Raw genomic sequence first — 24,101 nt, 5'->3', positions numbered from 1 at the left:
ACCAAGCATTGCTATCCTTGCTCAGAAACAATCCGCTTTGATAGCGTTTGCTTCCTAAGACCCTTAATATATAGCCACTGGTCAGGTATCCTGCAGCGCGGCCATCATCTGTGCGGCCGAGACAGGCTTGGTCAGCAAGGGCAGCCCGGCCGCCTGTGCGTCGGCGCGCAGGCCAGCGTCGGTTTCTCCCGTGATGAGAAACACCTGCTTGCCCAGCGCGCGCAGACCCAGCGCCAGTTCCAAGCCGTTGCCGCCATGTGGCAGGCGCACATCGCAGATCGCGAGCTGGCCGAAGGCGCGTGCGCGCCAGGCCGCAGCCACCGTATCGACGTGGCGCACGGTTTGTCCCCAGCTGCCCAGCAGTTGCGACATCGCGTCGGCCACCAGCGGGTCGTCTTCCACCAGCAGGATGTCGCGTGGGGCAGGCGCCCATGGGCCGTCGGCAGGCAGTTCGCTGCTTGGTCCTGTATCGGGCTCGTGCGCTTGCAGCCGTGGCGGGGCTGCAAGCGGCAGCGTCAGCGTGAAGCAACTGCCACGCCCCGGCGCCGAACGCAGCGTCAGGCTGCCGAGCATGAGGTGCGCGAAGCGGCGCGAGATCGCCAGGCCCAGGCCGTGGCCCTGCTGGCGGTCGCGCGCCTGATTGTCCAGTTGCATGAATTCCTGGAACACGCTTTCCTGCTGCTCGATCGGGATGCCGGGGCCCGCATCGCGCACCTGGAGGTGCCACGCCTGGGATGCCGGTCGTACAGCCAGCAGCACGCAGCGGCCGCGGGGCGAGAACTTGATCGCGTTATCGACCAGGTTCGACAAGACCCGGCGCAGCATGATCTCGTCGGCATACACGCACGGCGCTTTATCGTCAGGCAGCGCGGCCACCAGGCGAACGCCGGCGCGCTCTGCCATGGCGCTGTGCTGCAGCACCGCGGCGCGCACCAGCGGCCCCAGTCCAACCGGATGAATGCTGGCTTGCAGCGTGCCCGCGTCCATGCGCGTGAGGTCAAGCACCTGGGCCAGCAGATCGTCTAGCGCATGCCAGGACTGGCGGATGCCGTTGAGCGCACGGCGCATCTCCGAGTGGGTATCCGGGCCCAGCGCGCGCGACAGCGGCTCGAGGTAGAGGCCGATCGCGTGCACCGGCTGGCGCAGGTCGTGGCTGACGGCAGCAAAGAATCTTGACTTGGCCAGGCCCATCTCGGCCATCGCATCGCTGGCGCGCTCGGCCCGCTCACGCAATACCGATTCGCGGGCGATGCGTTCGGCATGCAGCGTGGCGGTGTAGACGATCATGGCGCCCAGCACCACGCCGCAGACCCCGACCAGAAAGACCATGGGACGGCGCTCCAGCGCGCCGTCGACCATCCATCGCAGCACCGTCGGGCCCAGGATCAGGCTCACCGCCACGGCCGTGCGCGGCATGTCCCGCACGCCCCACATGGCCACCAGGCAGGCCGTCAGTGCCAGAAACATGCCCAGCAGCGCCTGCAGCCCGTGGCTGCGCGGCACATAGAGCAGCCAGCAGGCGCTGCCCACCGCGAGCGCCGATTGCCAGACATAACGCCGGTAGATGTTGCGCCGCGCACGCGTCGCCAGCAGCTTGAAGTCGGCGCGCCGCACGCGCAGAAAGCCCCATGTCCCGGTGCTGGCCACCAGTGCGAACCACAAGGCGGGTTGCCACCACGGCAGCACTGGCACGAAGACCAGTGCCAGCAGCAGTTCGCAGGCGCGGATCAGCAGGTACAGCTTGACCGGCTGCGTCTGACCAGTGGGGATTTCCGGCAGGCCGATGGCGCTCATGGCGTGGGGCGGCGCGGCCCCGCAGGGCAGCGTCTTTTCAGGCTGTCTCGGTGTCGTATTGCGCGGCCTGGGTGCGGTTGGAGACCGACAGCGCGCGGAAGATCTCCGACATGTAGTTCTTCACCGTGCCCTCGGACAGATTGAGCTGCCGCGCAATGCTCTTGTTCGACAGGCCCTGACGCAGCAGGCTCCGGATTTCCTGCATGCGCGGCGTCAGCGCCGCATCCAGTGGCGGCTCCGCATCGGGAGCAGGCGAAAACGGCAGCTTGCGGTTGTGCAGCGCGGCTTCGATCGCTTCCCGCATATGCGATGCGCCCGCGCTCTTTGGCACGAACGCATGCACCGCGGGCAATGCCAGCGCGCGGCGGATGACGTCCGGCGAGGTCAGCGCCGACACCACGACGAGGCGCAGCCGCGGGAATTCGTGGCCCAGCAAGCCCAGCGCGGCACCCTTGTCCATGCCCGGCATGTTCAGGTCGACCATCGCCAGGGCGACGCCGTTGCAACGCCGCACCTGTCGAATCATCTGTTCTGCGTTGGCGGCTTCCAGCACGCAGGCATCGGGAAACATGGCCATGACCATCAACTTCAATCCATCCCGTACCAGGTGATGGTCATCGGCGATCAGCAGCGGTGTGACAGGCGACAGGATGGGGGATGGTGCCGGCTCGGTGTTCATCACCGCATGAAGCGCGCCGCGATATTTGAGCGGTGAGAAGCGCGATATTGGCTGCTCAAAAGCGTTGTGCCTGCGGCAAAGGAATTGCACAGGCAGCAATGATAGGACGACAAAAAAGCCACCGCTGGGGTGGCTTGGCTGTTTTTGGGGGGCGAATCAGGCTGCTTGGGCGATGCCGCAGTGGGCCACGAAGCCGGTTAGGTAGGGCAGGCCGCGGGGGATGCCGTGTTGGCGGCTGGTGGTGCGGCCGATGCCCCAGGTCATCCATTGGGCGGTGGCGGTGTCGATGGCCTTGGGCAGGGCCTGGCCCCGCGCCAGGGCGTCGCGCACGCTGTCGGCGAAGTGGCGGCCGTGGCGGCTGTCGAGGAAGGCGCGGGCGTCGTCCAGGGGCTGGGCGGTGGCGGCGCAGATGGCCTGCAATGCCAGCGGCCAGGCGGCGGGGGCGTGCTCCTCCATGGTGCCCCAGAAGCCCCAGGCTTCGTTCTGGGTGGCGGGGGTCTGGGTGGCGGTCATCGGGGGGTCCTTGGTGCGGGGCGGGATGAGCTGATTGACGCTCTGAACGGCCCCGCCAGCAAGCCCTTTCGGCCGGTCTGTCGGCTTTCCGCGACTCACCAGCTGCGGATGACCAGCTCGCCCGATCGCCCGGCCGGCCGGCCCTTGCCGCCTACGGCGTAGGTGATCTCGACGCGCTCCATGGCCAGGCCGCCGAAGGCCTGGCGCATCTCGGGGATGTCGTTGACGCTGATGACCATCTTGCCCTGGATGCTCCTGGCCAGCTCGGCCAGGCGGTCGTACTGGGCCAGCTCGAACCCGACGCCATAGCCCGTCGTGCCCCAGTACGGCGGATCGCAGTAGAACAGCGTTGCGGGCCGGTCGTAGCGGCGGATGCACTCGGCCCAGTCGAGGTGCTCGATGGTGGCGCCAGCCAGCCGCAGGTGGGCGTCCGACAGGTCTTCCTCCAGCCGCAGCAGGTTCAGCCGCGGCGGCGCGGTGGCGCTGGCGCCGAAGGTCTGGCCAGCCACCTTGCCGCCGAAGGCGTTCTTCTGCAGGTAGAAGAAGCGCGCGGCGCGCTGGATGTCGGTCAGCGGCTCGGGTGGGGTGGCCTGCAGCCACTTGAAGATTTGCCGGCTGGTCAGCGCCCATTTGAACTGGCGCAGGAACTCCTCCAGGTGGTGCTGCACCACGCGGTACAGATTCACCAGCTCGCCGTTGATGTCGTTCAGCACCTCGGCCTTGGCCGGCGGCTTGCTGAAGAAAAGGGCGGCCGCGCCGCAGAACGGCTCGACGTAGCAGGTGTGCGCGGGGAACAACGGCAGGATGTGCCGCGCCAGGCGACGTTTGCCGCCGATCCAGGGGATGATGGGTTTTGTCATGGGTGCAAGTCCTTTGCGCCAGCCGCAATGGCCGGCCGATCTCTGATAGGCTCGCTCCGCCTGTGCACAGGTGGCGGGTCTTCGCCTGACTTGCAGCTTGCTCTGCAGGAAGGGGGCCGTCGGCGGTGTTCTCAGCACCATCGGCGGTCGCCCGTCTTTTTTCTATGGGCTCACCATCCTTGCCGGGTGACGTTCAACACCAGTTCCCCCAGCACGGTATCGCCCAGCATGGCGCGGGCCACCAGTTGCGCCTCGCCGCTGTTGCCGCCGTCCGCCAGGAACGCCACCGTCACCAGCGCCTGATCGACGCGGGCACGGTCGCCCAGGCTGCTGACCTGCCAGCCTTGCAGCAGCGGCAAGTCGGGCGCGGGATCGGCGGGCGAGTTCCACGCCAGCACCCACTGCGCCCCCGCGGGGGCATCCCACAGCACGCCGTACAGCGCGGACTCGCCCCAGCCGGGCTCCATGTCCACCTGCACGCAGCGCCACGCCGGGGTTGGCAGCGGTGCCGGCACGCCATCTACCAGCATGGGCTCACCCACCCACCAGGTCTGGTACCCCCCCCAGAAGTGGATGCGGGTACGGCCATCCGCCTCGGCGCTGATTTCGGGCGGGTCCTCGTTCTGCCACATGGCCGTGAAGCGCCCTGGCAGCCAGGTGGCCGCCGGCACACCAACTGCAGGTGGCAGGGGCGGCGGCGCGGCCGGCGCCAGCACCGGCGCCTCCGGCCGCAGCTGCATCTCCAGCTCCACCGTGCGCCCCGGCACCCGCTGCACCGGCGTGGCCGGGAAGAAGCGACGCCGCTCGCTCATACCACCACCACCGCCTCGCTCGCCGGGTAGCCGTCGGCCTCGATCAGCAGCACATGCCGCCCGCGCGCGACGGGGAAGGACACGCGCCCGGCCGCGTCGGCGATGCGGGTGGCGCCGCCGTTCAGCGTGATGCGCGCGCCCGGCAGCGCCTTGCCCTGCTCGTCGCGCGCCGTGAAGATGATCTCGCTGCCGGCCACCTCCACCGTGATGCCGGCCTGAATCACCGGCTCGAACGCGGTGGACAGGCGCGTGGTCTCGATGGCCGGCACCGGCCCCACGGGCGCTTCGATGCTGCCCTCCAGCTCGGCCCCTGACAGGTCCAGCCGCGCCGCCAGCAGGCGGTGGCGGCCGGCAATGGGCGCCAGCGGGTGCTCGATGTGTACCCAGCTGCCCGTGGCCACATCGGCCCAGTCCTGGCGCCAGCCCAGGCGCCAGCGCGGGCGCGCCAGCCAGGCCAGCATGCGCCGGCCCAGCGCCTCGGCCTGGCGCGGCGTGCGCAGCCAGGGCGCGGGCCACTCCTGCTCCAGCGCGCCGTATTCGCGCACCGCGTCGGGCGCGCGCAGCTGCACCGCGCGGCGGTAGCGGCCGGCCGCGTGGTCGTAGTCGTACAACACGCGCAGCACCGTGACGATGCCCGTGGCGGCGGTGGCCGCCTGCAGCTCGGGCGCGGCCAGGCGGTCCACGCGCAAGGCCGGCGCGGCGTCGTCGGGCAGCGGTGGCCAGGTCAGGGCAATGCCGGGCATGGCGGCCGACCAGGCACCGCCGGCCGACTGCATCAGCTGGTCCACCGCGGCGCGCACGCTCACGGTGTTGTCGTCCAGCAGGCCGCCCAGCACCCACTCGGCGGTCTCGGTGCGGTAGTCGTCAAAGTCGGCCCACTGCACCGGCGCGCCGGCCAGGTGGGCCAGCACGTCGTGCAGGATTTCGGCCGGCGTCTGCAGCAGGCGGCCGGTGTCCGGGTGCATGCGCCCGCGCAGCGTCACGGCCAGGCGCTCGCCCTCGGCCAGCGGCTGCGCCAGCTCGATGAACGACACGGCGCGGCCCGTGCTGTCCACACCGTTGCGCCAGTCATAGGCCGGCGTGGCCACGTCGTCGCGGCGCACCTCGTCCACGCCCTGGATCGGGTGGTCCAGCAGCGCGAACACGCGCTGGTCGCTGCTGTACTGGATCGGTGCCACCGTCACCTGGCCCCAGCCCCAGGGCAGCACGCGCAGCTCGCGCCAGCCGCCCCACACCGCGCTGGTGCGCAGCGGCAGGTTGTCCGACAGCGGGCGGTCCATGCCGGCCTCCAGGCTCAGTCGCACGCGGGCGCCCAGCTGCACGCCGGTCACCACGCCGGCAAACAGCACGCCGCCGCCGGCCCGCACACGCGCAGCGCGGCGCACCGGCGGGCGGTCAGCCCACAGGCGCGTCAGTGCGCCGTCGGCGTTGTCCAACTCGACCTCCATGTTGCTGGTGGGCGCGGCCTCGATGCCCGGCACCGACAGCGGCCGCTCGATGGGCGGCAGGCCCGCCAGACAGGCCAGGCTCAAACCCTCGGCCGGCGGCGCCACGCCCTGGCCCGCTGGCAGCAGGTTCAGCGTCACGCCATCGGCGCCGCCGTCGATCTGCAGCCAGGCGTCACGCATACACCGGGTCCAGCTCCAGCGCGGCCGACAGGATGCGGTCGCCCGCGCTGTCGGGCTGCCAGGCGTGCAGGTCGGTCACCTCCAGCGCATCGGCGGCAAAGCGCACCAGCGCCGCGTCCTGCGGGTGCTGGTGGTGCGGCACGAACAGCAGCGGCTCGTCATGGGCCTGCGCCCAGTCCAACAGGCCCACCAACTGCGCCACATCGGCCGCCAGCAGGCGGCTGCTCTGCGCATCGCCCGGCTCCCACGCCAGACTCCAGCCGTCGCCCACACCGCTGTACAGGCTGGCCGCGTTGGGGCCGTCGCCGCGGCGCGCGGCCCAGCGGCGGCGGCGCTGGCAGCTGCTGGCGTGGTGGTCGGTGGCCAGCGGCACGCCCACCCACAGCCAGCCGATGTGGCCGCCCTCGGCGCCCGCCACCGTCAGCCGCAGGTGGCGCGCGGCGGCGTCGAGCAGGTGCACGCAGGCCGGGCCGCTGGTGTCCAGCGCCACGGGCGCGGTCCAGCCAGCGCCGTCGTCCGACAGCTCGAACGCCAGCACGGCGCCCGCCGGCAGCGTGTAGCGCGCCAGCGCCAGCGCGCCCAGCGGCTGCACGGCACCCAGGTCGATCTCCAGCGTGGCGTTGCTGCCGTCCCAACCCCAGGCGCTGGCCTGCGCATCGCGCACGTGGCTGGTCGCCCAGGGCTGGTGCACGCGGAACACGTAATCGTCGCCCGGCACGAACGAGGGCGCGGCGCCAGCGTCGAAGTGCACCGTCAACCCATCGGCCAGCAGCGCCTGCCCATCGGCTGGAATGTCGGCCTCGGCCGACCAGGCGCCACCGTCCTGCCGCCACTGATACTGCCCGGCTTCCACCGCCAGCGTGAAGGTGTCGCCCAGGCTGAATGGGATGCCGCCCGGCGCCATGCGCAGCGTGATGCCGGCGGCCGCATAGTCGGGCACGGGCGCGCCATCGGTGGGCACCACGTAGTCGGGCAGCGCGCCGCTGGCGCCGCCCAGCACGCGCCAGGTCTGCACGTCGGTGCCGTCCACGCCGCCCGCCAGCCAGGCCGGGCCGGCGCCTATCGTCTGGATGATGGCCTCATCACCCACACGGTAGGGCCGCTCGCCGTCCACCGCCTCGATCCGCAGCGTGATCTCGTCGCCCTCGCGCAGGCGCTCGGGGCAGGCCACCACCAGGCCGAAACCGAACTCCTGCGTCGAGTAAGCCCGGCCCGTATCGGTATCGCGCCGCGCGCTGACGTAGGCCTGGTTGGTGAATGCGGGCAGGTAATAACCCTCGGCGTCGACCCACCAGTGGGTGCCGCCGTGGTCGGTCCAGCAGCTGCCCGCATCACTGCTGCTGGATTCAGATTTTGGGACGATGCCCGCCAGGGTGCGCACGTAGTCCATGCGGGCCTCGTAGCGGGCCGCGTACTGATCCACGTACCTGATGGCCAGGTTGCCGTTTTCCCGGAGAACCAGCGCCTTCTCGTAGAGATCGTCATCGACGCCGGTCGCCGTCTCCAGGCTGGCCAGGTCGGCTTTCAGCGCGACCAGCGCAGCATCCCACTCGGTCAGCGCGGCGGCCACGGCCGGCGGGGCCGCAAACAGGTCGGTCAACCCCTGCGCGAGCACGGCGGTCACGCGGTTGGCGAGCGTGACGTCAACGCCATGAATGTCGTCGTCGACGCTGGGCAGCCCGCTGTTGCCCTCGGTGAAGTCGCTGCGCCACTTGTACAGCGCCTCCAGCCGGGATTGGTATTCGGCGTCAATCAATGCAGCCTCCTCTGTTAGCCCCAAACACGCCAACGACAGCCGGGGCGTGGGCATGTCGCTGCATTTGCAATCGGCCGGCGGCCGCTTGGTGTAGGTGAACGTCACGGTGCGCGGCACCGCGTTGCGCCCCAGCCGGAACGGCCGCAGGCAGATGGACGGCACGCCTTCGCCCGCTTCGCGCGCGGCCGGGCGGAACTTGAACGACCAGCGCCCGCTGCCCGCCGCCGCCGGGTCGATGCGCGGCACGGTGAACAGCGCCGCCGCGCTGGCATAGGGCACGCCCGTGGTGGCCACCGGCAGCGTGCCCGACACATCACCGGCCACGCTCCAGCGCTCGGCGCCCACCACGTCGTCGTTGATGCAGCGCAGCGTCACCGCCTGCGTGGGCGCGCCGGGCGGCACGGCCACGCCGGCCAGCGCCACCTTGCCGCCCAGCGCCAGCAGCCAGGCCTGGGTGCGCAGCGGCACGTCGATGGCGGCCTGCCCGCCCACCGTGCGGTCGGCCGCCACCACGCCGGCCACTTCCACCAGGGCGGAATCGGCCAGCGCCAGCAGCAGGTCGTGAAAACTCTCGATGGCCGGCTGCGCCGCGTCCACGTCGCCAAAGGTCTCGCTGGCCACGCCGTCCGTCACGGTGACCACGTAGCCGCCCGTCACCGCCAGCACCGGCGTGCCGGCCGGCACGTTGCGCTCCAGCGCCGGCGACAGGCCGAACTGCCAGGCGCCGTCCTTGAAGCGGCGCCACGGCCGGTACACCTGCGGGTCGCTGCCGAACTGGATGCGCGGGCTGGCGGCGTCCAGCTCTTGCTGCGCGTTCAGCGGCAGGCCGCCAAAGTCCCACTGCGGGCCGGTCTGCACCGCCGTGCCGGCCGGCCAGTCGGCCAGCAGCGCCCAGGCGGTGGGCGTGCGCACCAGGCGGGGCTCGACCGAAACACGAATGCTGTTGCCCACCGCACCTGGCGCGCGGGCCCGCAGTTGCACCTCGCGCACGTCCAGCAGCGCGTGCGCGGTGGCCACGCCCAGGTCGGCCAGGGTCAGCGTGATGCCCTGCAGCGGCGCGGCGGCATCCACCGCCAGCACCTGCAGGCCGCCATTGCCCACACCCACGAACTGCGGCACGCTGGCGCGCGGCACGCCGCCGGTGGCGCTGATGCGCACCTGCACGTCGGCGGCCTCGTGGCCAATGTAGTCGCCCGCCAGGCGCACCCGGCCACCGCCCGTGCGCTGCGCGTGCACGCGCTCGATGGCGCGGCTGGCGCGCACGCTGCTGGCCACCAGCGCGGCGGTGCGCGCGAGGTTGTGGCGGCCGGAGAGGAAGCGCTGCACGGAAGGCATGCGGGCATGGTGCCGGCCCGCCGCGCCCGTCGCCAACTAAAACGCTTTACTAATGACCGCGGCTGCGCCGCATGACGAATGACGAATGACTTCGCTGCGCTTCAATGACCAATGGCGCTTTGTCATTTGTCATGCGCCGCCAGGCGCGGTCATTCGTCATGCAAGGTCAGCGCGCCAGGCGCCCCAGCCGCTTCAGCTCGGGCTCGATCATGCGGGCCAGTCGCGCCGGGTCGTTCACGCCGTTCGCGTTGAGGGTGATGTTGACGTTGGGCGCCGCCATGCCACCACCCTTGCCGCCGCTGCTGCCCGACGAGCCGCTGCCGCCACCACCGCCCGCGCCACCGCTCTGGCTGCGCTCCTTGCGCTGGCGCTTCTCGGCGCGCTCGATCTGCCCCAGCAGGCTCAGCTGCTCCTGCAGCAAGGCCACCTCTTCGGCAAAGCGCTGCGCCGCCCCATGGTCGCCGCGCACGCTGGCGCGCTCGGCCTCCAGCTGCGCCAGCTGGATCTGGCGCTCCACCTCGGCACGGTCGCGCGCCGCACGCGCCTGGGCAATCTCCTCTTCGCTGCCGCTCAGCTCCAGCAGGCGCATGCGCAAGTCGTCCACGCCCTTGGCCGCGCCGCTGTTGCGCCGCTCCAGCGCCTGCTGGCGCGCGTCGATGCCCTCCAGCGCCGCCGCATACTCCTCGGCCATCCGGCGCAGGTCGCCGTAATAGCTGTTCCAGGCACCGATGTACTGGTTCCAGCTCATGCCGGTGCCCAGGTACTTTTGCAGCGTGCCCACCATCGTCTCGGCGTGGCGCGCCGCCTCGTCGGCATAGCGGCTGGCCTGTGTGCGGGCCGACAGCCAGGTGAACTCGATGGCCTGTGCGGCCTGCTCGTGCGCCTCGCGCGCGGCGTCAGCGCCTTCGGCCGCCTCTTCGCCCGCGCCACGCGCCTGCATGCCCGCGCGCTCGGCGGCGCCGCCGAACTGCCGCATCGCCGCGATGGCATCGGCCATGCTGACCACCACCGCCTTGCCGGCCTCGTCGGCCTGGATCACGAAGCCGTGCTGCTTGGCTTGCGCCACCAGCGCCGCATCGGCCACGCCGTTGTTGGCGGCGATCTGCGCCTCGGCCATCACGCGCCAGGCGTCATTGAGCTCACGCGCGGTGGCGCTGCCGGAGGCCTTCACCATGTCGAACGCGGTGCGCGCGCTGTGCGCCATCGCGTTCAGCTCGGCCTGCGGCTTCACGCCCAGCTGGCGCAGGGCCTCGCCCAGGCTCTGGATGCCGGGCAGCTGGTCGTGGATGGCGGCGCGCTGGCGGTCCAGCGCCTCCTGCACACGCTGCACGCCCGCCGCACCGATCTTGCCGGACTCGCCCACAGCCGCAAGCTGCTGCTCCAGCGCCGCCACAGCCTCCAGGCTGTCGGCCTTGGGCACGGCAGCGGCAAACGCCAGCTCGATGGCGCGCGCCGCCTCTTCGGACTGCGCGCCGGCCGCGTCGAGGGTCTCCATCACCAGCGCCACCGAGCCGATGGCGTCCTGCGCGCCCTTGCTGATTTGCCCCAGCGCCTGCGCCGAGTTCACGCCCAGCCGCGCGAAAGACGCCGTGAGGATCTGGTCATTGACCTGTGCCAGCTGCTGCGCGCTGATGACCCCCTGCGCGGCCGCGGCCTCCAGCTGGGTGCGCACGCGGTCGATCTGGCCCGCGTCCAGCTTGGCCAGTGCCTGCTGCCAGGCGTCGCCCACCTGCTGGGCAGTGAGCGTGCCGCCATTGCGCAGCGCCTCCAGCGCACGCGTGAAGCCGGCCACGCTGGTGGCGTCGTCGAAGCGCAGGCCCTCGACCAGCTTCTTCAGCGCCTCCTCCGCCTTGCCGCTTTCCTCGACGATGGCGTGGAACTGCTCCACGGCGGCAGCGGCGTTCAGGCCAGCCAGCCGGTCGGCGGTGTTCTCGGCCGCCAGGCCCAGCTGCTGCTGCGCCTGGGCAGCCGACATCCAGCGCCCTTCGGCTTCGCTGAACACCAGGGCGCCGGATGCCTGCGCGGCATTCAACTCTTCCATGCTGCGCACCAGCACGCCGGTGGCCTGCGAAATCTCGCTCAAACGCCGGGCCGCGCGCGCATCCTTCTCGGCCAGCGCATCGGTCAGCTGCGCCTGCTGCTGCTGTTGTTGGCGCAGCTCCATGTAGGCCATGGAGATGCGCAACACCTGGTCGGCAATGGTGGCGTAGCCCAGGCTGCGCGCAATGTGGGCAAAACGCTGCTGAGCGGCCGACGCCACGTTGATGGCTGCGCCCGCACGCGCGCCCGAGGCCGCCACCGCATCCAGCGCCCGCGCGCTGCTCAGCGCCGCCACGCCGAACTCATAGACCGTCTTGACCGTCTTGATGGCCACCATGGCCAGCATCACCTGGCCGGCGCGCCAGGCCACGGTGGCCACGGTGTCCAGGTTGTCGGCCAGCAGGTCGATGGCGCTGGCGATCTTCTGCGATGCCCCACTGGCCTGGTCGGCCTGGCTGACGAACAGCGACCAGGACGTGGCCAGGTTCTCCATCGAGCGGCCGATGGTCTGCGGCAGCGTGCCGAACTCCTGCTCCAGCACATCCGCCTGGGACTGCAGCGCCCGGATCACGGTGTCTGCGCTCAGCTTGCCGGCCTGCGACATGGCTCGCAGCTCGCCGGTGGTGACCTTCAGGCCGTCGGCCAGCGCGCGGGCCAGGCGCGGCGCCTGCTCCATCACCGAGTTGAACTCGTCACCCCGCAGCACCCCCGACTGCAGGCCCTGGATCAGCTGGGTGACCGCCGCCTGGCTGGCCTCGGCCGAGGCGCCCGACAGCTGCACCGCCTGGTTGATCGACTCGGTGATGGCCAGGCTTTGTTCGGCAGCCTGCTGCGCACTCAGGCCGGCATCCTTGCCGACGGCGGCGATGCGGCTGAACAGGTCGCCCGTGGCGCCCAGGTCGCTGTTGGTGCGCTGCGCCGTCTGCGCCACGCGCTCCCACATCTCCTCGAACAGCTGACCTTCGCCGGTCACCAGCTTGATGCGCGCCTGCAGGTTGCTCACGGCGTCGGCCGTGGCGGTGAGCCCGCGCACCGAGTGCACCACGCCCATCAGGCCCTGCAGGCCGATGTACGCGTTGCGCACCAGCGCCAGTTCCGCGCTGATGGACTTGACCCCATCGGCGATGCGGCGGTGCGAGGTGGTCTGCTTCTGCGCGCTGCGCTCGCTCTCGCCCGCCAGGTTCTTGACGTCGGCGGCCATGCCGGCCAGCTCTTGCTGGCCAGTGGCTTGCGCCTCAACAACCAGCTTGGCCTTCAGATCGGTTGCCATGGTGCTCCTCTCGCTTTAACATCCAGCCATGCTTCGCTTCATGGCTTTCTTTGCGCTGCTCGCCTTCGTGCTGCTGGGTTACGGCCTGGTGCTGCCAGCGGTGTTGGCGCTGGGCGTGGCGCTGGCCGCGCCCTGGGCCGGCATCTGCTGGCGCCTGCTTGGCCCGCGCCACTGACCCCACGCCCCCAAACAAAAACCGCGCCCGGCACAAACGCCCGGCGCGGTTTTTTCATGGGCGCGCGCGGCCTGTCGCCAGGCCACATCACCGTCAGGCCGGCAGGTCCGGCATCGTGTCGATGCGCATGAAGGGGCCGTACATCGGGTCGGTCTGCAGATCCGGCACGTACAGCGCCTGGCCGCCGAGCGTCAGCTCGCTGGCCTCGTCGGTGATCCAGCCGAAGTCGCCGTTCATCGCCAGGCTGATGCGCGGAATGATCACGCGCACCTTCTGGCCGTCGCCGTTGATGCCGCTGAAAACGATGCCCTTCTCGACATTGGTCTTGCTGAAGGCCGCGATGTTGATGAAGCCGGCGTACTCATAGTCGACCTTCAGCGGCTCGACGTGCTCGGGATCGGGCGCGCCCGGGTGGGCGATCAGGCGGCAGCGGCCGTGGTCGGCGTCGTCGATCAGGTAGTGCGTGCCCTCCACGTAGGTGATGGGCGTGCCGGCGGTGCTGTCCTCGATCACCACGCTGGACACGCGCGGGTGCTTCAGGAAGAAGTAGTCGCCCGGCGCCAGCCTGGCCAGCACCTCCTCGGTCACAGTGCCGCCCTCCTTGAGCACGGCCTCGCCGAAGAAGGCCTGCGCCAGCGTGCGGCTGTCGAACTGCACCATCGACAGGCTGACCTGCAGGCTCTTGCTGGTCTCCATTTCCTTCAGCGTCAGGCGCTGGCCGGAGCAGCTCTCGTTGAGCGTGGTGGTCTCGCGCGAGGGCGTGGCCGTGAGTGTGCGGTTGCCGCAGCCCACGGAATAGAGGTTGGTCAGAAAGCCCTGTTCGGCCCGGCCGTTGACCGGGTCGTAGGTGCCGATGTGGACCGGCCCCTGGCCGTTCCAGATGATCGGGGTGGAAACGTTGGCTGGCATGTGGGTGTGCTCCGTTGGGTTGAATCAGGGGGTGGCAGGGAGGGTGCGCCGTGCGCCCTCGCTCAGTCCTTTGCGCCTGGCTTGGCCGGCGTCGGCGCTGGCACCGGCGACGCATCGCGCGCGCTGCCGACGCCGATCAGCCAGTCGGCCTTGTGCGCCGGCAGCGTGAGCCGCGCGCCCGGCTGGTAGTCGCGGCCGGCGTGGCGGTGGGGTTTGACGAGTTCGATGTGCTTGGTTTTTTCCATGGAGACCTCCTGTACGGTTTGAAAGGTGGTTGTGGGCTCAGAGCCAGCCGTCGAGTTCCAGCTCGCGCGTCGCGGCAAAACCGGTCGAGCTGGTGACAACGAAGAAGCGCCAATGCCGGTGGCGCCCGGCCACCGCCACCGGATGGGTTGTGGCAACACCCGCCTGCGCGGTGTAGGACGCTGCGCTGTAAGCCGGCGACCAGTTGGCCGCGTCGTCGCTGTAGTCCAGCCGCCATGCGGTGTACACATCATTGGCATTGGGCACCACGCGCAGCGTGTGCACAAACCGAGGCTGCACGAACGACACCCGCAGCCAAGCTCCAGAGGCCGCTACACCGGCCGCGGCCCAGCGGGATGCGGCGACGCCGTCAAACGCGCGAAAGGCCTCAAAGCCGGCCGCATAGACGCTCGATGCCGAGGTCGTGGCGAAGCCAGGCGCCGCGTCGGCCACCATGGCGAGCGAGCCCCCAAACACAGGGAGCACCGTGCTGGCCTCGAACAAGCCCCAATGCGCGCTCGAGACCAATGCGCTGAGCATCGGTTGGTTGTTGACCAACGTGTGCATGGCGACCGGGCTGGCAGCCAATGCCGCCACGGCGACCGCGCTGCTGGCCACGGCAGTGCGCGCGGTCGCATGGGCCACAAGTGCATTCATGGAGGTCTGGCTCGCGGCCATCGCGGCCATCGCCGACGCGCTGGCAGCCACCTCGCCCATGGCCGTTGCGTTGCCGGCCAGCGACTGCATGGCAACGCTGTTGTTGACCAGATAGGTCAGCCCGGCGAGCGAGTCAAGCAGTTGCCGAAAGATGACCAGGTTGCCCGACACCGCGATCCAGTTGTTAAATGCGACTGGGCCTTCCAGCAGCTTTTGCGACACGATGGCGGGGCCGTGCAGCAGCTCGTCTGACGCGCCGCCACCGGCCGCATCGACCGCGCTTTTGAGTTCGTTGACCGCCGCCACCAAGTTGCTCTTAGCCGAGGTGGTCAACGCCTGCAGCGAACCCTGGGCGGCAAGCAGCGACTTGACATCGCCGCCCACAGCCTGAGCCAGTGCGGTCAAACGCTGTTGCAAGCTCATGACTTCAGGCCTTTGCGTCGGTGTAATCGGCCACCAGGTCGTGATCCGGGTTGCCGATGGCGGCGGCGCTTTGGGCGCCGATGTTGCTGCGGGCCTGGGCCTGCTGCGGCTCGGTCAGCACCTGTGCGGCGTCGAAGCGCACGCGGTTGGCGATCTCGCCGGCGATGGTGGCGGCGAAGTTGGGGTCGTCGTTCAGCGCAGCGGCCAATTCGGCCAGGGTGTCGAGCGCCGCGGCCGCGCCATCGGTCAGCTCGTCCTTCACCAAAGTCTTGGCGGCCTCGATGGTGTCGTGGATCTTGTCGGCCGACCAGGTGACGGTGGTGGCGCCGTCGCCGGCGGCATCGTCAATGGCCACGCCGCCGGTGCCAGCGTTGTCCAGGGCGGTCTTCAGCTCGTTGATGGCGGCGACCAGGTTGTTCTTGGCCGTGGTGCTGAGCGCCGACAGGCTGCCCTGCGCCTGCAGCAGGGCCTTCACGTCGGCGCCCATGGCCTGGGCCAGGGCGATGAGGCGTTGTTCAAGAGTCATGGTGGTTCCTTTCAGGCCTTGGCCAGGATGTAGTACGCAAAGGGATCGGGCACGAGGTCGTCGCGCACGTACACGCCGCCGTCGGTGCCGGCGATGGCGCGGTTGCCGGGGTCGGCACTGATGCCGGCGCCGCCGCCCGTGCCAGGCACGGCCGGGCCGGGCACGCCGACGACGGTGATGCCGACGCTGTGGCCCTGGTGGGTGACGGTGGTCACTAGCTGGCAGGCGGGCTCGATGACGGTGGTGCTCATGGGCGGACTCTCAGGGGGTGGTCACCGCGTCGAGCAGTGCCAGCGTGAAGGTGCAGGTGTGCATGACGCGGCCGCTGCTGTCCTGGTAGCGGATGTCGCCCGACAGCAGGCCGGCGGGCCAGCCGGCGGTGTCCGCCGGCTCGGCCCCCAGCTCGTAGCGGCCGCTCGCCACGTCGGTCGGCGTGACGGCCAGTGCCGCCACGCGGCGCCCAGCGGCATCGCGCAACCAGCAGTCGATCTGCCAGCCGGCCACCGGCACGCCGGCGCCGCCGCTTTGCAGCTGGCAGTGCAGGCGCAACGTGCCGCCGCGCTTGAGGGTGAGGGCCGGCTCGCTGCTCATGGCGCGTCAGGCTCGCGGCGGGCATGGGGCCACCTCGTCGCGGTGCATCACATGGTGCATCTGGTACACGTCGGCAAATAGCAGCACGCTGGCGTCGTAGTCGAGCACCTTGCCGGATTGCCAGCCGATGACGCGGGCGCCGGCGGCGGCGGGCTTGTGGCCGATGAGCACGGCGCGCACCTGGCCGATGAGCTGGCGCATGTCGGCCTGCATCTGCTCGCCACGCGCCTCGCGCCAGTTGCGCAGGGCCAGCACCACGCCGAACTCGACCAGCGATTCCTGCGCGCACACGCCGATGCTGGTGGGCACCTTGCCGGTGTTGTTCTCCTCGGCAAAGATCACATAGGCGCTGGGCGTGCGAAAGCCGCGCAGCTCTTTCACCGCGGCGTAGTCGGCCGCGCCGCCAACGAAGTGCAGCGCGGGCAGCTGAGTGACCAGGCGCTCAACGATGAGCGAGGTGTCGAAGGGCGCAAAGCTCATGCCCGCTACCTCCAGGCGCGCAGCTGCTTGCGGCCGAAGACCAGCGGCGCGCTGTCGAAGCGCGCGTCGAGCTTGTGCACGGCCACCGGGTCGCCGGCGCCCAGCGCGAACTTGCCGTCGGCCACTTGCTGCAGCAGGCGCAGCGCATCGCGCCAGGCGCGCTCGATGGGGTCCTTGCCGTCGGGCGCGAGTCGGTTCTTGTGCAGGTGGTAGCGCGCGATGGCGCGGCACCAGGCGGTGACCAGGCGGTGCACGGGCTGCAGCGGCAGCGCGTAGCCGCGCTTGGCCAGGTAGCCGTCGATCACGGCGTCGGCATCGGCCACGGCGGCGTCGATGCGGGCCACGGCGCGCTGCGCGGCGGCCACGTCGTCGGCCGGCCAGGCGCCCACGTCCTGCCCGCGCAGCAGCGCGTCGAGCAGGCCGGCCGCGACTGGCTGGGCGTGCTCGTCGCTGGCCACCTCGGAGAGCTCCAGCGCTCCGGGGTTTTCAGCGAGTTCGGCATGAGTGATGTAGGGCATGGCCTTTGCAAAAAATTGGGTTGCCGGGGCGTTCGCTTGGGTCGGCCTATCCGCCCCCGGCCGCAGACGCGGCGCAGTCGCCGCACGGCTCTGGAGGTGTCGGTTACAGCCAGTCGGCGACCAGCAGGTCCACCACGTTTTTCACGGGGTTGGACTCGGTCGCGGTGCCGGCGGCGTTGGGCACCAGGTCGGCCTCGAGCAGCTTCTTGGCGTCGAAGCGCAGCTTCTTGGGCACCACCAGCAGGTTGGGGCTGATGCCCAGCGGGCGGCCGTGGTCGCCGGTGCGGGTTTCCATGGCGGTGATGGCGGCGGTCAGGTTCTCGGCGTTCAGCGTGGCGTTGCTGGCATGCGCCAGCTGCCAGAAGCCGTAGCCGGCGTTGCGCCGCGCGTCCACGCCGTACACGTATTGGCTGCGGTTGAACACGTTGTCGTCGGTCTCGGCCGTGAGCGCCACGAAGTTGGGCGCCTTGCGGGTCTGGTAGATCAGCGGCTTGAGGGCGCGGCGCGTGTCCAGCAGGTACCACACGTCGCCCGTGCCGTTGCCGGTGGCGTTGCTCTGGGCGACGGGCTTGCCCTTGTCGTTCAGCACCGGGTGCGTGGCGCTGAAGAAGGGCTGGCCGTCGTAGCACAGCCCGCTGTGGCCGCTCTTGAGCATGCCGAACACCAGTTGGTCGGGGTGCGCCTCCACCGCGCGGCCCATCTCGGTCATGAGCGGGGTGTAGACGCCGTAGGTGTCGTCCTCGATGGCGGTGCGCGGCACGCCCACGGTCAGCTCGAAGGGCCGGTTCTTGATGGTGTAGCCGTGGTTGCCGATGGCGTGCACCACGCGGTCGCCCAGCCATTCGCGCAGGCCGGGCAGCTGGCCGAGCCAGCCGTATTCCTCGGCGCCGGTGGTGCTGGGCACGGTGGTGGCGATCTGGCCGTACTGGCTGGCGGCCTGGCCGAGCCCGGCCTTGAAGGCGGCGTTGAACGCGACGAACAGCGTCTTGAGGTTGGCGTTGTTGATGAGCATGAAGGGCTCCTGAAATGAGGGGGCGTCGGCTTGAAGAGGTGATCGATGTCGGGGGGGGCGCGCGTCAGCCCGCCGGCGGGGCCGCGGCAGGCGCCACGGCGGCGCCGACATGCACCCACACGCCGGCGTCATCGACGTCGAACACCGGGCCGGCCACGCAGGTACCGGTGGCACCCACGGTCTGGTCGTCCACCACGTAGGCGGCGGCGCCGATGTCGGCGCGCGTCAGCTCGGCAGCGCCGCTGCCGTTGTCGAAGCGGAACACGCCCAGGACGCCTTCCACGCGCGAGTCGCCCGCGGCGGCGCTGGCGCGTGCCGTGGCCACGGCGCGCACCGGCGTGGCGGCGGCGGCGGTGGCCGCGGCAGCGGCGCCCGCGCTGTCCAGCACATACAGGGCGCCGGCGTAGATCACGGCGGCGGCGGCCAGCGGATCGCTCACGCGGCGGCCGTCGCGCTCGGGCGTGGGGCGGTCTTGAGTCAAGGCGGTCATGGGTGTTGCTCCTGGTGCAAAGGCGTTGCGTCAGGCCGCGGCGCGGCCGGTGGCGAACTGCTCGGGGGTCAGGCCGCAGGCGGCGGCCACGGCGCGTTCGTCGGCGCTCAGGCCGTGCTGGTCAAGACCGGCGGGCGCCTGGCCAGCGGTCTGGGTGCCGGCCAGCGCGGCAATGGGCTGCGCGCTGGCCAGGTACTGCTTGAGGGCGGCGATGTTGGCCTTGCCCAGGTCGCGCGCCCACACCTCCTGCGCGGGCAGCAGGCGGCCATCGGCCAGGGCGGGTGCCACCAGGTCATCGACCTCGCGCACCTGCACCTTGGCGCTCAGCGTGGCCATGCTGGCCTGCATCTCCTGCAGGGCCTCGATGGGCACGAACTTGGCCGGGTCGGGCGTGGCGGGCGTGGCGATGACGGCCGCCGTTGCATTGCAGGCGGCAACGATGGCGTCGGCGTTGGCATCGGCCTGCAGCTTGAGGCCCGTGAGCGCGGCATCGGCCTGGGCACGGCGCGCGGCGCAGGCGGCCAGGGCCGCTTCTTCGGTGGTGTCGGCGGGCAGGCCCAGGGCGGCCAGCAGTTTCTGGAGCAGGGTCACATCGGTCTCCTGTGGGTGGGTCGGGTTGAAACGGGCCGTGGCCGCGGCCGTCAGGTCGATGGCCTGCATGCCGTGGATGGCGGGGTTGTTGGTGAGCGCGCCCATCAGCACGCGCTGCAGCGCGCCGCTGGCGGGGTCGTACTGAATGACGGGGCTGAAGTAGCGGTACTCGCCGTCCTGCACCTGCTGGCGCGCGCGCGGCGTCAGCTCGGCCTCGGCGAACAGGCCGCGCCCGTCGATCCAGCGCAGCGCGTGGATCCAGCCCGCGGCCGGCGCCGGCCGGCCGTTGGACTCGGCGTGCAGCGTCTGGTGCTCGTAGTCGATCACCAGCGGCTGCGCCGGGTTGTGCGCGGCGATGACGCGCGCGGCAATGGCGGCATCCACGCGCCAGGCCGGCACGTCGAGCGCGCGGCCGTCGCTGGGGCCAAAGTCGCCCGCCGGGGTGATCTGCATCAGCACGCGGCCCGCCGGCGCGGCGCCGGCCTCCTGCAGGCCCGCGGCGTCGAACAGGCAGGCGGCCACGGCCACCGCGCCTGCAGCGGGCCGGGATTTGCGGGTGATGGGCGCTTTCGATGCCATGGGCGGCATCGTCGCGCGAGGGGGTGCGCCGGGCGAACTAAAGCGCTTTAGTTTTGATCGTCGCCGGGGGCGTTGCCGTCCAGGTCCAGCCGGCCCTGCCGGCGGGCCAGCTCCTCGCGCCGGGCGGCGTCGATGATCTGGCGCGCGCGCATCTCGGTGATGCCGTACTTTTGCGCCATGGCGCGGTAGTCGCCGCGGAACTCGTCCCACATGGCCCGGTCGCGCGCGTCCATGTCGAAGCCCGGATTCTTGGCCAGGTAGAAGTTGAACCCGCCCAGCCGGTCGGACACGTGGCGCAGCTGGCCCTGCACCTGCTGCGCCCAGGCCTGCAGCTGCGCCGCCCAGTCACCGGCCGGGGCGGCGCAGCCCGCGCGCTCGTCGGCCAGCACCAGGGCCTCGAACAGGCACTGCGCCAGCTCGCGCGAGCTGCCGGCCAGGCGCTCGGGCAGCAGCGCGTCCATCACGGCGACCTCGGCGGGAGACATGTGGCGCGCGCTGGACATCACCGAACCTCCACCCCGCGCTTTTGCCACAGCTTGAGCGCCTCGATCACGGCGTCGAGCTGCGCGGCGCTGCACCAGCGCAGCGCCGACACGCCGGTCTGCCGCTGCACGAAGGCATCCAGCGCCTGCGCGCTTTTGTTGTGCACCAGGCCGCGGCGCGCCATGTCCAGCCAGATCGCCCACACCTTGCGCTCGCGCGGGCTGGCGACCAGGTAGCGGGCCTCGAACCCGGCGCGGCGCTGCGGGCTGGCCACACCCGCTGCTTCAGCCAGCCCCTGCAGGTGGTCGCGCACCTGCCGCTGCTGCGCGGGCGTGCAGTCCTTGCTGCTGGTGTGGCCGGTGAGGTGATTGAGCAGCGCGCGGTAGTCCTCGTCCGTCAAGCGCAGCCTGGCCTTGAGCACATGGATGGCGGCGATGTGGTTGGCGGTCACGGCAGCGCCTCCAGCGGCAGGCGCTGCGCGGGCAGCTCCAGCGTTTGCGCCAGCAACGCGCCGTCGGGCATGCGCGCCACGGCCACCAGCTCGCCCACGTGCTGCTGCAGGCCCACGCCCGACCACGACCGGCCGGCGTGCAGCACGACGCCGCCGGCGCGCACGCGGCGCAGGAACCAGGACGATTCCACGCGGCCGGTGCGGCCGCGGTAGGCGGCCCAGGCCGTCGCGACCTTGCGCGCATCGGCCGGCCAGTAGCCGCCCTGCAGCCGGTAGACCGTGCGCCGCGACAGCCCCAGCGCCTGCGCAGCGTCGGCGACCGATTGCGCGCGCAGCCAGGCCAGCAGATCGGGCGGCGCGGCGGCTTCGGATTGCGGGCCGTTCAGGCACGTTCGCGCCGCCGGACGTACATCGGCCGCACCCGGCGCCCAATCGGCGCGCCTACCCCTGTGCAAATCGTTTCCTGACGCACCGCCAGCGCCATGACCCGGCGCCAGATCGGCTGGACGACCAAACTGCGTCATCACATCTTGCTCCTCGCGTTGGCGTGGCCGATGTGCCAGCCGCTGCAGTGCGGGCAGCGGTAGGCGGCCATGTAGCCCAGCGCACCGCCGTAGGCCTGGGCCAGTTTCCAGATGGCGCGGCGCGCGGCGGCCTCGTCGGCGTGGCGCACCTTGCGGCCGCACTGGTTGCGGCGGATGCGGCGCTTGCTGCTCATGACCGCGACCTCCATCCGCTCTTGCGATCCCACCGTGCAATCACCTCGTCCTCGGCGCCGGGGCGGCGATCAACGATGCGCCAGCTCACTTGCTCGTCGGTGGTGACGGCCAGCAGCACCACGGCGGCCTTGGCGTTCGCCAGATCGCTGGCGCTGTCGGGCTGGCCGCTGCGAATGGTCTGCACGTGCTTCCACGCGCCGGCGGTGTTGACTTGCAGAAGGCGGGGCATCACGCCACCTGCGCCTGGTCGGTCACGGCCGCCGCGTCGGACTCGCCACCGAGCGCCTCCACCAGGTCGTCAATGAGACTGGACAGCTCCCCGGTGATCAGAGCCACATCGGCGTCGAAGCGGTCCTCTGTGGGCGCATCTTGGCGGGTGTCCAACACACCCTCCTGGAAGGCGATCTTCAGCAGCTGCAGCCGCTGCGTCAGCGTGAAGCCGATGCGGCCTGCCCAGCTCAGCGCCAGGCGCGTGGGCAGCTTCCCCTCTGCGATGTGCTGGCGCACTTCCTCGATCTGCAACGGGTGGCGGCCGAACTTGACGACGGCCGGCTCTTCGCCGCCGCCCATCAGCTCGCACTCGCGTTCGATGTTGAAGGCGTGGGGCAGGGCGTCGCCTTCGGCGTCGGCCAGCCAGGCGGCCATGGCGGCCTGCGGCGAGGTGGCGGTCTGCAGCAGGCCCACGCCGAAGCCCTTGCCGGCCACGCGCACCAGGCTGGTGATGACCTCGTCGGCCTTGCCCTGCGCGCCCACGTCCATCACCAGCCAGCGCTGCGTGGGCTCGATCCACACCGTGACGGTGCTGCGGCGCGGGAAGGCTTGCGGCAGCAGCGAGATCAGCGCGTCGTCGCGCAGGTCACGCAACTCCTTCTTGCCGGGCTTGCGGCCGGTGGTCTTCTCGATGTGCTGTACCGCTTCTTCCACCTTGCGGCGCACGGCATCGCCGGGCACGGCCTTGGTCTCGATGGCGAAGCGGGCGATCCATTGCCCGTCCACGGTTTCGACCAGCGCGCCGTGCTCGTCGCCGCGCGGCGGCACCCAGCCGGTGGACCTCTGCTGCGTGGCGCCGCACTCCGCAAATGGCTCGGCGGCGAGCGCGCTCTCCAGCTCGGCGGCGCTGGCGGGCCAGCTGCCCAGGCGATAGATCATGGCTTGCTTGAACATGGCTTTTCCTTCACGGTGAATCGGTTGCACGTGGTGGCGGCGCCCACGCCGAAGCCGCCGACGCTGCAGTGCAGGCGCCAGAGGTCGTTGTAGGCGCCGGCGGGCTGGCGCGGTTCGGCGTGGGCGCACTGGCCGCAGCCGGGCGCGTTACGGGCCAGGCGCAGGCCCTGGGTGGCCTGGGCGCGGGCGATGGGGCCTGCGCGTCTCATTCGGGGCTCACGCCATTGAGGTGATTGACGGTGGCGAGCAGCTCGCCTTGCTGCTGCCGGTGCTCTTCGGCGATGTCGTGCTGGTTGCGCTTCTCGACCACATCCGTACGGCTCTCAGCCTCGTCATCACGGAGCGAAGCCCAGGTAGCGTGCTCGGCAGCCTTGTCGCTCAGCGCCTTGATCACATTGGCCTTGTTCACGCCGCCACCTCCGCGCCCTTGACGGCCTGCTTGACGATGGCGCTGACGGTCTTTTCGACGTCGCCGTCCACGCTCTTGATCAGCGGCGCGTCGGTGTCTGCCGTCACCGTGACGCCCAGGCGCTTGAGCAGCTTGCCGTCGAGCTGTTCAAGGGCGGCGGCCACGGGGCGGGGCTGGTTGACCACCAGCATCACGGCCTGCTCGTGTGTCAGCGCGCCTTCGGCGGCCAGCTTGTCGATGCGCGCGACCAGCTGCTCATCGCTGTCCCACGTCATCTTGCCGCGCTGTTTCTGGAGGCCGAATTTCAAGCCATCGACGACGATGGTGCGCGGGCGCGCGAAGCATTCGGGGTGCGCCGCTATGTCGGCGGCCAGGTCGTTGTGCAGCGCGGCGATCTTGCGCGCGGCGCGCAGGATGTCGGGCATGGCGCCGCGCTCGACGGTGGAGATCTCGTCTTTCATGGCCTGCACCAGGGCGGCCAGCTTGTCGCGCGCGGCGGCGTAGCTGGCCGCCTGCTTGCGCATGGTGTCGAGTGGGGTGGTGGTCATGGCGGGTCTCCGGTCAATGGAAGGCGGTGGATGGCGGCAGCGTGGGCGGCGCGCCGTGGCTGGCCAGCAGCGCGCGCGAGGCGCTGACCAGGCTGCGCTGCGCCAGGTGGCCGAGCTGCGGGTGCGTGCGCACGATGGCGACGTAGGTGTGGATCAGCGCGTCGAGCGCGGTGGCGGCGTCGGGCGCGTCGGCGCGCAGCACGGCCAGCAGCTGGTGCGCCAGGTCGACGAAGGCGCGCGATTCGGGATCGGGCGCGGGCGCGGGGGTGGTGGCGGTAGTGCTCATCGGCAGGCTCCGTGGCTGGGGTGGGCAAGAAAGTCGAGCGCGCCGGGCCGCAGCGGCGGCGCGGGCGGCGGCACGTAGGGCTGGGGCGCGGCGCGGTAGGCGGGCGGCGTGACCGGGCCGCGCCGCGCGGGCGGGGCCGGCGGCGCGCGCAGCGTGGCGG

General features: G+C 70.9%; 30 protein-coding genes. 1 reads left to right on the top strand and 29 read right to left on the bottom strand.

The window, feature by feature from the left end; genetic code table 11:
- Nucleotides 1-81: 81 nt before the first annotated feature.
- The 8 genes from ACFSCU_RS17190 to ACFSCU_RS17155 all read right to left on the bottom strand — a co-directional run bounded on the left by ACFSCU_RS17190 (nt 82) and on the right by ACFSCU_RS17155 (nt 12,687).
- The gene (locus tag ACFSCU_RS17190; RefSeq protein WP_180549412.1) at nt 82-1,794 is read right to left on the bottom strand and encodes an ATP-binding response regulator; all 1,713 of its coding nucleotides are present in this window, start codon (nt 1,792-1,794) and stop codon (nt 82-84) included.
- A gap of 37 nt (nt 1,795-1,831) precedes the next feature.
- Nucleotides 1,832-2,473: a response regulator transcription factor gene (locus ACFSCU_RS17185; RefSeq protein WP_180549411.1), complete on the bottom strand. Its 642-nt coding sequence runs from the start codon at nt 2,471-2,473 to the stop codon at nt 1,832-1,834.
- A 156-nt stretch (nt 2,474-2,629) separates the two neighbouring features.
- Complete coding sequence (locus ACFSCU_RS17180) at nt 2,630-2,986, bottom strand: hypothetical protein (protein ID WP_377561236.1); 357 nt, start codon at nt 2,984-2,986, stop codon at nt 2,630-2,632.
- Between the two features lie 95 nt (nt 2,987-3,081).
- On the bottom strand, nt 3,082-3,846 hold the full coding sequence (locus tag ACFSCU_RS17175) for a DNA adenine methylase (RefSeq protein ID WP_180549410.1): 765 nt from the start codon (nt 3,844-3,846) through the stop codon (nt 3,082-3,084).
- A gap of 170 nt (nt 3,847-4,016) precedes the next feature.
- Nucleotides 4,017-4,658 (bottom strand): hypothetical protein, encoded by a 642-nt coding sequence (locus ACFSCU_RS17170; RefSeq protein ID WP_377561235.1) that lies wholly within the window; start codon nt 4,656-4,658, stop codon nt 4,017-4,019.
- Nucleotides 4,655-6,286, bottom strand: a complete 1,632-nt coding sequence (locus tag ACFSCU_RS17165; protein ID WP_377561234.1) for a hypothetical protein — start codon at nt 6,284-6,286, stop codon at nt 4,655-4,657. Before ACFSCU_RS17165 ends, ACFSCU_RS17170 begins: the two co-directional genes overlap by 4 nt.
- On the bottom strand, nt 6,279-9,377 hold the full coding sequence (locus ACFSCU_RS17160; protein WP_180549407.1) for a hypothetical protein: 3,099 nt from the start codon (nt 9,375-9,377) through the stop codon (nt 6,279-6,281). The genes ACFSCU_RS17165 and ACFSCU_RS17160 overlap by 8 nt, the downstream gene beginning before the upstream one ends.
- Before the next feature lie 166 nt (nt 9,378-9,543).
- Nucleotides 9,544-12,687, bottom strand: a complete 3,144-nt coding sequence (locus ACFSCU_RS17155) for a tape measure protein (protein ID WP_377561233.1) — start codon at nt 12,685-12,687, stop codon at nt 9,544-9,546.
- A 40-nt stretch (nt 12,688-12,727) separates the two neighbouring features.
- Between ACFSCU_RS17155 and ACFSCU_RS17150 the strand changes: the two genes are divergently transcribed.
- Nucleotides 12,728-12,862: a hypothetical protein gene (locus ACFSCU_RS17150; protein ID WP_377561232.1), complete on the top strand. Its 135-nt coding sequence runs from the start codon at nt 12,728-12,730 to the stop codon at nt 12,860-12,862.
- Nucleotides 12,863-12,955: 93 nt separating this feature from the next.
- Here ACFSCU_RS17150 and ACFSCU_RS17145 read toward each other — a convergent pair whose 3' ends face one another.
- From ACFSCU_RS17145 to ACFSCU_RS17045, 21 genes are all read right to left on the bottom strand, one after another.
- Nucleotides 12,956-13,771 (bottom strand): phage tail tube protein, encoded by an 816-nt coding sequence (locus tag ACFSCU_RS17145; RefSeq protein ID WP_180549403.1) that lies wholly within the window; start codon nt 13,769-13,771, stop codon nt 12,956-12,958.
- A 62-nt stretch (nt 13,772-13,833) separates the two neighbouring features.
- Nucleotides 13,834-14,016 (bottom strand): DUF7210 family protein, encoded by a 183-nt coding sequence (locus ACFSCU_RS17140; protein WP_377561231.1) that lies wholly within the window; start codon nt 14,014-14,016, stop codon nt 13,834-13,836.
- A 37-nt stretch (nt 14,017-14,053) separates the two neighbouring features.
- On the bottom strand, nt 14,054-15,094 hold the full coding sequence (locus ACFSCU_RS17135; protein WP_180549402.1) for a discoidin domain-containing protein: 1,041 nt from the start codon (nt 15,092-15,094) through the stop codon (nt 14,054-14,056).
- A gap of 4 nt (nt 15,095-15,098) precedes the next feature.
- Complete coding sequence (locus ACFSCU_RS17130; RefSeq protein ID WP_180549401.1) at nt 15,099-15,620, bottom strand: hypothetical protein; 522 nt, start codon at nt 15,618-15,620, stop codon at nt 15,099-15,101.
- 11 nt (nt 15,621-15,631) lie between these two features.
- On the bottom strand, nt 15,632-15,871 hold the full coding sequence (locus ACFSCU_RS17125) for a hypothetical protein (RefSeq protein ID WP_377561230.1): 240 nt from the start codon (nt 15,869-15,871) through the stop codon (nt 15,632-15,634).
- Nucleotides 15,872-15,881: 10 nt separating this feature from the next.
- Entirely contained in the window at nt 15,882-16,211 is a 330-nt protein-coding gene (locus ACFSCU_RS17120; RefSeq protein WP_377561229.1) for a hypothetical protein, read from the bottom strand.
- A 6-nt stretch (nt 16,212-16,217) separates the two neighbouring features.
- Nucleotides 16,218-16,691: a phage tail terminator protein gene (locus ACFSCU_RS17115; RefSeq protein WP_180549399.1), complete on the bottom strand. Its 474-nt coding sequence runs from the start codon at nt 16,689-16,691 to the stop codon at nt 16,218-16,220.
- Between the two features lie 5 nt (nt 16,692-16,696).
- Nucleotides 16,697-17,209 (bottom strand): DUF1320 domain-containing protein, encoded by a 513-nt coding sequence (locus ACFSCU_RS17110; protein WP_180549398.1) that lies wholly within the window; start codon nt 17,207-17,209, stop codon nt 16,697-16,699.
- A gap of 103 nt (nt 17,210-17,312) precedes the next feature.
- Entirely contained in the window at nt 17,313-18,221 is a 909-nt protein-coding gene (locus ACFSCU_RS17105) for a Mu-like prophage major head subunit gpT family protein (RefSeq protein ID WP_180549397.1), read from the bottom strand.
- 64 nt (nt 18,222-18,285) lie between these two features.
- A complete protein-coding gene (locus tag ACFSCU_RS17100; protein ID WP_180549396.1) occupies nt 18,286-18,711 on the bottom strand; it encodes a hypothetical protein in 426 nt (141 codons plus the stop codon).
- A 30-nt stretch (nt 18,712-18,741) separates the two neighbouring features.
- Nucleotides 18,742-19,881 carry a phage protease gene (locus ACFSCU_RS17095; protein ID WP_377561228.1) on the bottom strand — a complete coding sequence of 380 codons (1,140 nt, stop codon included), beginning with the start codon at nt 19,879-19,881 and terminating at the stop codon, nt 18,742-18,744.
- A gap of 47 nt (nt 19,882-19,928) precedes the next feature.
- On the bottom strand, nt 19,929-20,384 hold the full coding sequence (locus ACFSCU_RS17090; RefSeq protein ID WP_377561227.1) for a Mor transcription activator family protein: 456 nt from the start codon (nt 20,382-20,384) through the stop codon (nt 19,929-19,931).
- The gene (locus ACFSCU_RS17085; protein WP_180549393.1) at nt 20,384-20,815 is read right to left on the bottom strand and encodes a phage protein GemA/Gp16 family protein; all 432 of its coding nucleotides are present in this window, start codon (nt 20,813-20,815) and stop codon (nt 20,384-20,386) included. The genes ACFSCU_RS17090 and ACFSCU_RS17085 overlap by 1 nt, the downstream gene beginning before the upstream one ends.
- Nucleotides 20,812-21,270, bottom strand: coding sequence for a hypothetical protein (locus ACFSCU_RS17080; protein WP_180549392.1), 459 nt, complete (start codon nt 21,268-21,270; stop codon nt 20,812-20,814). The genes ACFSCU_RS17085 and ACFSCU_RS17080 overlap by 4 nt, the downstream gene beginning before the upstream one ends.
- Before the next feature lie 68 nt (nt 21,271-21,338).
- The gene (locus ACFSCU_RS17075) at nt 21,339-21,533 is read right to left on the bottom strand and encodes a hypothetical protein (protein WP_180549391.1); all 195 of its coding nucleotides are present in this window, start codon (nt 21,531-21,533) and stop codon (nt 21,339-21,341) included.
- Entirely contained in the window at nt 21,530-21,763 is a 234-nt protein-coding gene (locus ACFSCU_RS17070) for a hypothetical protein (RefSeq protein ID WP_180549390.1), read from the bottom strand. Before ACFSCU_RS17070 ends, ACFSCU_RS17075 begins: the two co-directional genes overlap by 4 nt.
- Nucleotides 21,763-22,698 (bottom strand): recombination-associated protein RdgC, encoded by a 936-nt coding sequence (locus ACFSCU_RS17065; RefSeq protein WP_377561226.1) that lies wholly within the window; start codon nt 22,696-22,698, stop codon nt 21,763-21,765. The genes ACFSCU_RS17070 and ACFSCU_RS17065 overlap by 1 nt, the downstream gene beginning before the upstream one ends.
- Nucleotides 22,680-22,907, bottom strand: a complete 228-nt coding sequence (locus tag ACFSCU_RS17060; protein ID WP_180549389.1) for a hypothetical protein — start codon at nt 22,905-22,907, stop codon at nt 22,680-22,682. The genes ACFSCU_RS17065 and ACFSCU_RS17060 overlap by 19 nt, the downstream gene beginning before the upstream one ends.
- The gene (locus ACFSCU_RS17055) at nt 22,904-23,107 is read right to left on the bottom strand and encodes a hypothetical protein (RefSeq protein WP_377561225.1); all 204 of its coding nucleotides are present in this window, start codon (nt 23,105-23,107) and stop codon (nt 22,904-22,906) included. The genes ACFSCU_RS17060 and ACFSCU_RS17055 overlap by 4 nt, the downstream gene beginning before the upstream one ends.
- Nucleotides 23,104-23,655 carry a hypothetical protein gene (locus ACFSCU_RS17050; RefSeq protein ID WP_377561224.1) on the bottom strand — a complete coding sequence of 184 codons (552 nt, stop codon included), beginning with the start codon at nt 23,653-23,655 and terminating at the stop codon, nt 23,104-23,106. The genes ACFSCU_RS17055 and ACFSCU_RS17050 overlap by 4 nt, the downstream gene beginning before the upstream one ends.
- 13 nt (nt 23,656-23,668) lie before the next feature.
- Complete coding sequence (locus tag ACFSCU_RS17045) at nt 23,669-23,941, bottom strand: hypothetical protein (protein ID WP_180549387.1); 273 nt, start codon at nt 23,939-23,941, stop codon at nt 23,669-23,671.
- Between the last annotated feature and the right edge of the window lie 160 nt (nt 23,942-24,101).

It is taken from the genome of Ottowia beijingensis (assembly GCF_042680925.1).
In the GTDB taxonomy this organism is placed as follows: domain Bacteria; phylum Pseudomonadota; class Gammaproteobacteria; order Burkholderiales; family Burkholderiaceae_C; genus Ottowia; species Ottowia beijingensis.
The sequence above is the reverse complement of the archived record's forward strand: the minus strand, read 5'-3'. Positions and strand labels throughout refer to the sequence as shown.

Excerpts from the sequence above, each read along its gene's own strand:
- ACFSCU_RS17190 (WP_180549412.1), bottom strand. The coding sequence starts at position 1,794 with ATGAGCGCCATCGGCCTGCCGGAAATCCCCACTGGTCAGACGCAGCCG.
- ACFSCU_RS17185 (WP_180549411.1), bottom strand. The coding sequence starts at position 2,473 with ATGAACACCGAGCCGGCACCATCCCCCATCCTGTCGCCTGTCACACCG.
- ACFSCU_RS17180 (WP_377561236.1), bottom strand. The coding sequence starts at position 2,986 with ATGACCGCCACCCAGACCCCCGCCACCCAGAACGAAGCCTGGGGCTTC.
- ACFSCU_RS17175 (WP_180549410.1), bottom strand. The coding sequence starts at position 3,846 with ATGACAAAACCCATCATCCCCTGGATCGGCGGCAAACGTCGCCTGGCG.
- ACFSCU_RS17170 (WP_377561235.1), bottom strand. The coding sequence starts at position 4,658 with ATGAGCGAGCGGCGTCGCTTCTTCCCGGCCACGCCGGTGCAGCGGGTG.
- ACFSCU_RS17165 (WP_377561234.1), bottom strand. The coding sequence starts at position 6,286 with ATGCGTGACGCCTGGCTGCAGATCGACGGCGGCGCCGATGGCGTGACG.
- ACFSCU_RS17160 (WP_180549407.1), bottom strand. The coding sequence starts at position 9,377 with ATGCCTTCCGTGCAGCGCTTCCTCTCCGGCCGCCACAACCTCGCGCGC.
- ACFSCU_RS17155 (WP_377561233.1), bottom strand. The coding sequence starts at position 12,687 with ATGGCAACCGATCTGAAGGCCAAGCTGGTTGTTGAGGCGCAAGCCACT.
- ACFSCU_RS17150 (WP_377561232.1), top strand. The coding sequence starts at position 12,728 with ATGGCTTTCTTTGCGCTGCTCGCCTTCGTGCTGCTGGGTTACGGCCTG.
- ACFSCU_RS17145 (WP_180549403.1), bottom strand. The coding sequence starts at position 13,771 with ATGCCAGCCAACGTTTCCACCCCGATCATCTGGAACGGCCAGGGGCCG.
- ACFSCU_RS17140 (WP_377561231.1), bottom strand. The coding sequence starts at position 14,016 with ATGGAAAAAACCAAGCACATCGAACTCGTCAAACCCCACCGCCACGCC.
- ACFSCU_RS17135 (WP_180549402.1), bottom strand. The coding sequence starts at position 15,094 with ATGAGCTTGCAACAGCGTTTGACCGCACTGGCTCAGGCTGTGGGCGGC.
- ACFSCU_RS17130 (WP_180549401.1), bottom strand. The coding sequence starts at position 15,620 with ATGACTCTTGAACAACGCCTCATCGCCCTGGCCCAGGCCATGGGCGCC.
- ACFSCU_RS17125 (WP_377561230.1), bottom strand. The coding sequence starts at position 15,871 with ATGAGCACCACCGTCATCGAGCCCGCCTGCCAGCTAGTGACCACCGTC.
- ACFSCU_RS17120 (WP_377561229.1), bottom strand. The coding sequence starts at position 16,211 with ATGAGCAGCGAGCCGGCCCTCACCCTCAAGCGCGGCGGCACGTTGCGC.
- ACFSCU_RS17115 (WP_180549399.1), bottom strand. The coding sequence starts at position 16,691 with ATGAGCTTTGCGCCCTTCGACACCTCGCTCATCGTTGAGCGCCTGGTC.
- ACFSCU_RS17110 (WP_180549398.1), bottom strand. The coding sequence starts at position 17,209 with ATGCCCTACATCACTCATGCCGAACTCGCTGAAAACCCCGGAGCGCTG.
- ACFSCU_RS17105 (WP_180549397.1), bottom strand. The coding sequence starts at position 18,221 with ATGCTCATCAACAACGCCAACCTCAAGACGCTGTTCGTCGCGTTCAAC.
- ACFSCU_RS17100 (WP_180549396.1), bottom strand. The coding sequence starts at position 18,711 with ATGACCGCCTTGACTCAAGACCGCCCCACGCCCGAGCGCGACGGCCGC.
- ACFSCU_RS17095 (WP_377561228.1), bottom strand. The coding sequence starts at position 19,881 with ATGGCATCGAAAGCGCCCATCACCCGCAAATCCCGGCCCGCTGCAGGC.
- ACFSCU_RS17090 (WP_377561227.1), bottom strand. The coding sequence starts at position 20,384 with ATGTCCAGCGCGCGCCACATGTCTCCCGCCGAGGTCGCCGTGATGGAC.
- ACFSCU_RS17075 (WP_180549391.1), bottom strand. The coding sequence starts at position 21,533 with ATGAGCAGCAAGCGCCGCATCCGCCGCAACCAGTGCGGCCGCAAGGTG.
- ACFSCU_RS17070 (WP_180549390.1), bottom strand. The coding sequence starts at position 21,763 with ATGCCCCGCCTTCTGCAAGTCAACACCGCCGGCGCGTGGAAGCACGTG.
- ACFSCU_RS17065 (WP_377561226.1), bottom strand. The coding sequence starts at position 22,698 with ATGTTCAAGCAAGCCATGATCTATCGCCTGGGCAGCTGGCCCGCCAGC.
- ACFSCU_RS17060 (WP_180549389.1), bottom strand. The coding sequence starts at position 22,907 with ATGAGACGCGCAGGCCCCATCGCCCGCGCCCAGGCCACCCAGGGCCTG.
- ACFSCU_RS17050 (WP_377561224.1), bottom strand. The coding sequence starts at position 23,655 with ATGACCACCACCCCACTCGACACCATGCGCAAGCAGGCGGCCAGCTAC.
- ACFSCU_RS17045 (WP_180549387.1), bottom strand. The coding sequence starts at position 23,941 with ATGAGCACTACCGCCACCACCCCCGCGCCCGCGCCCGATCCCGAATCG.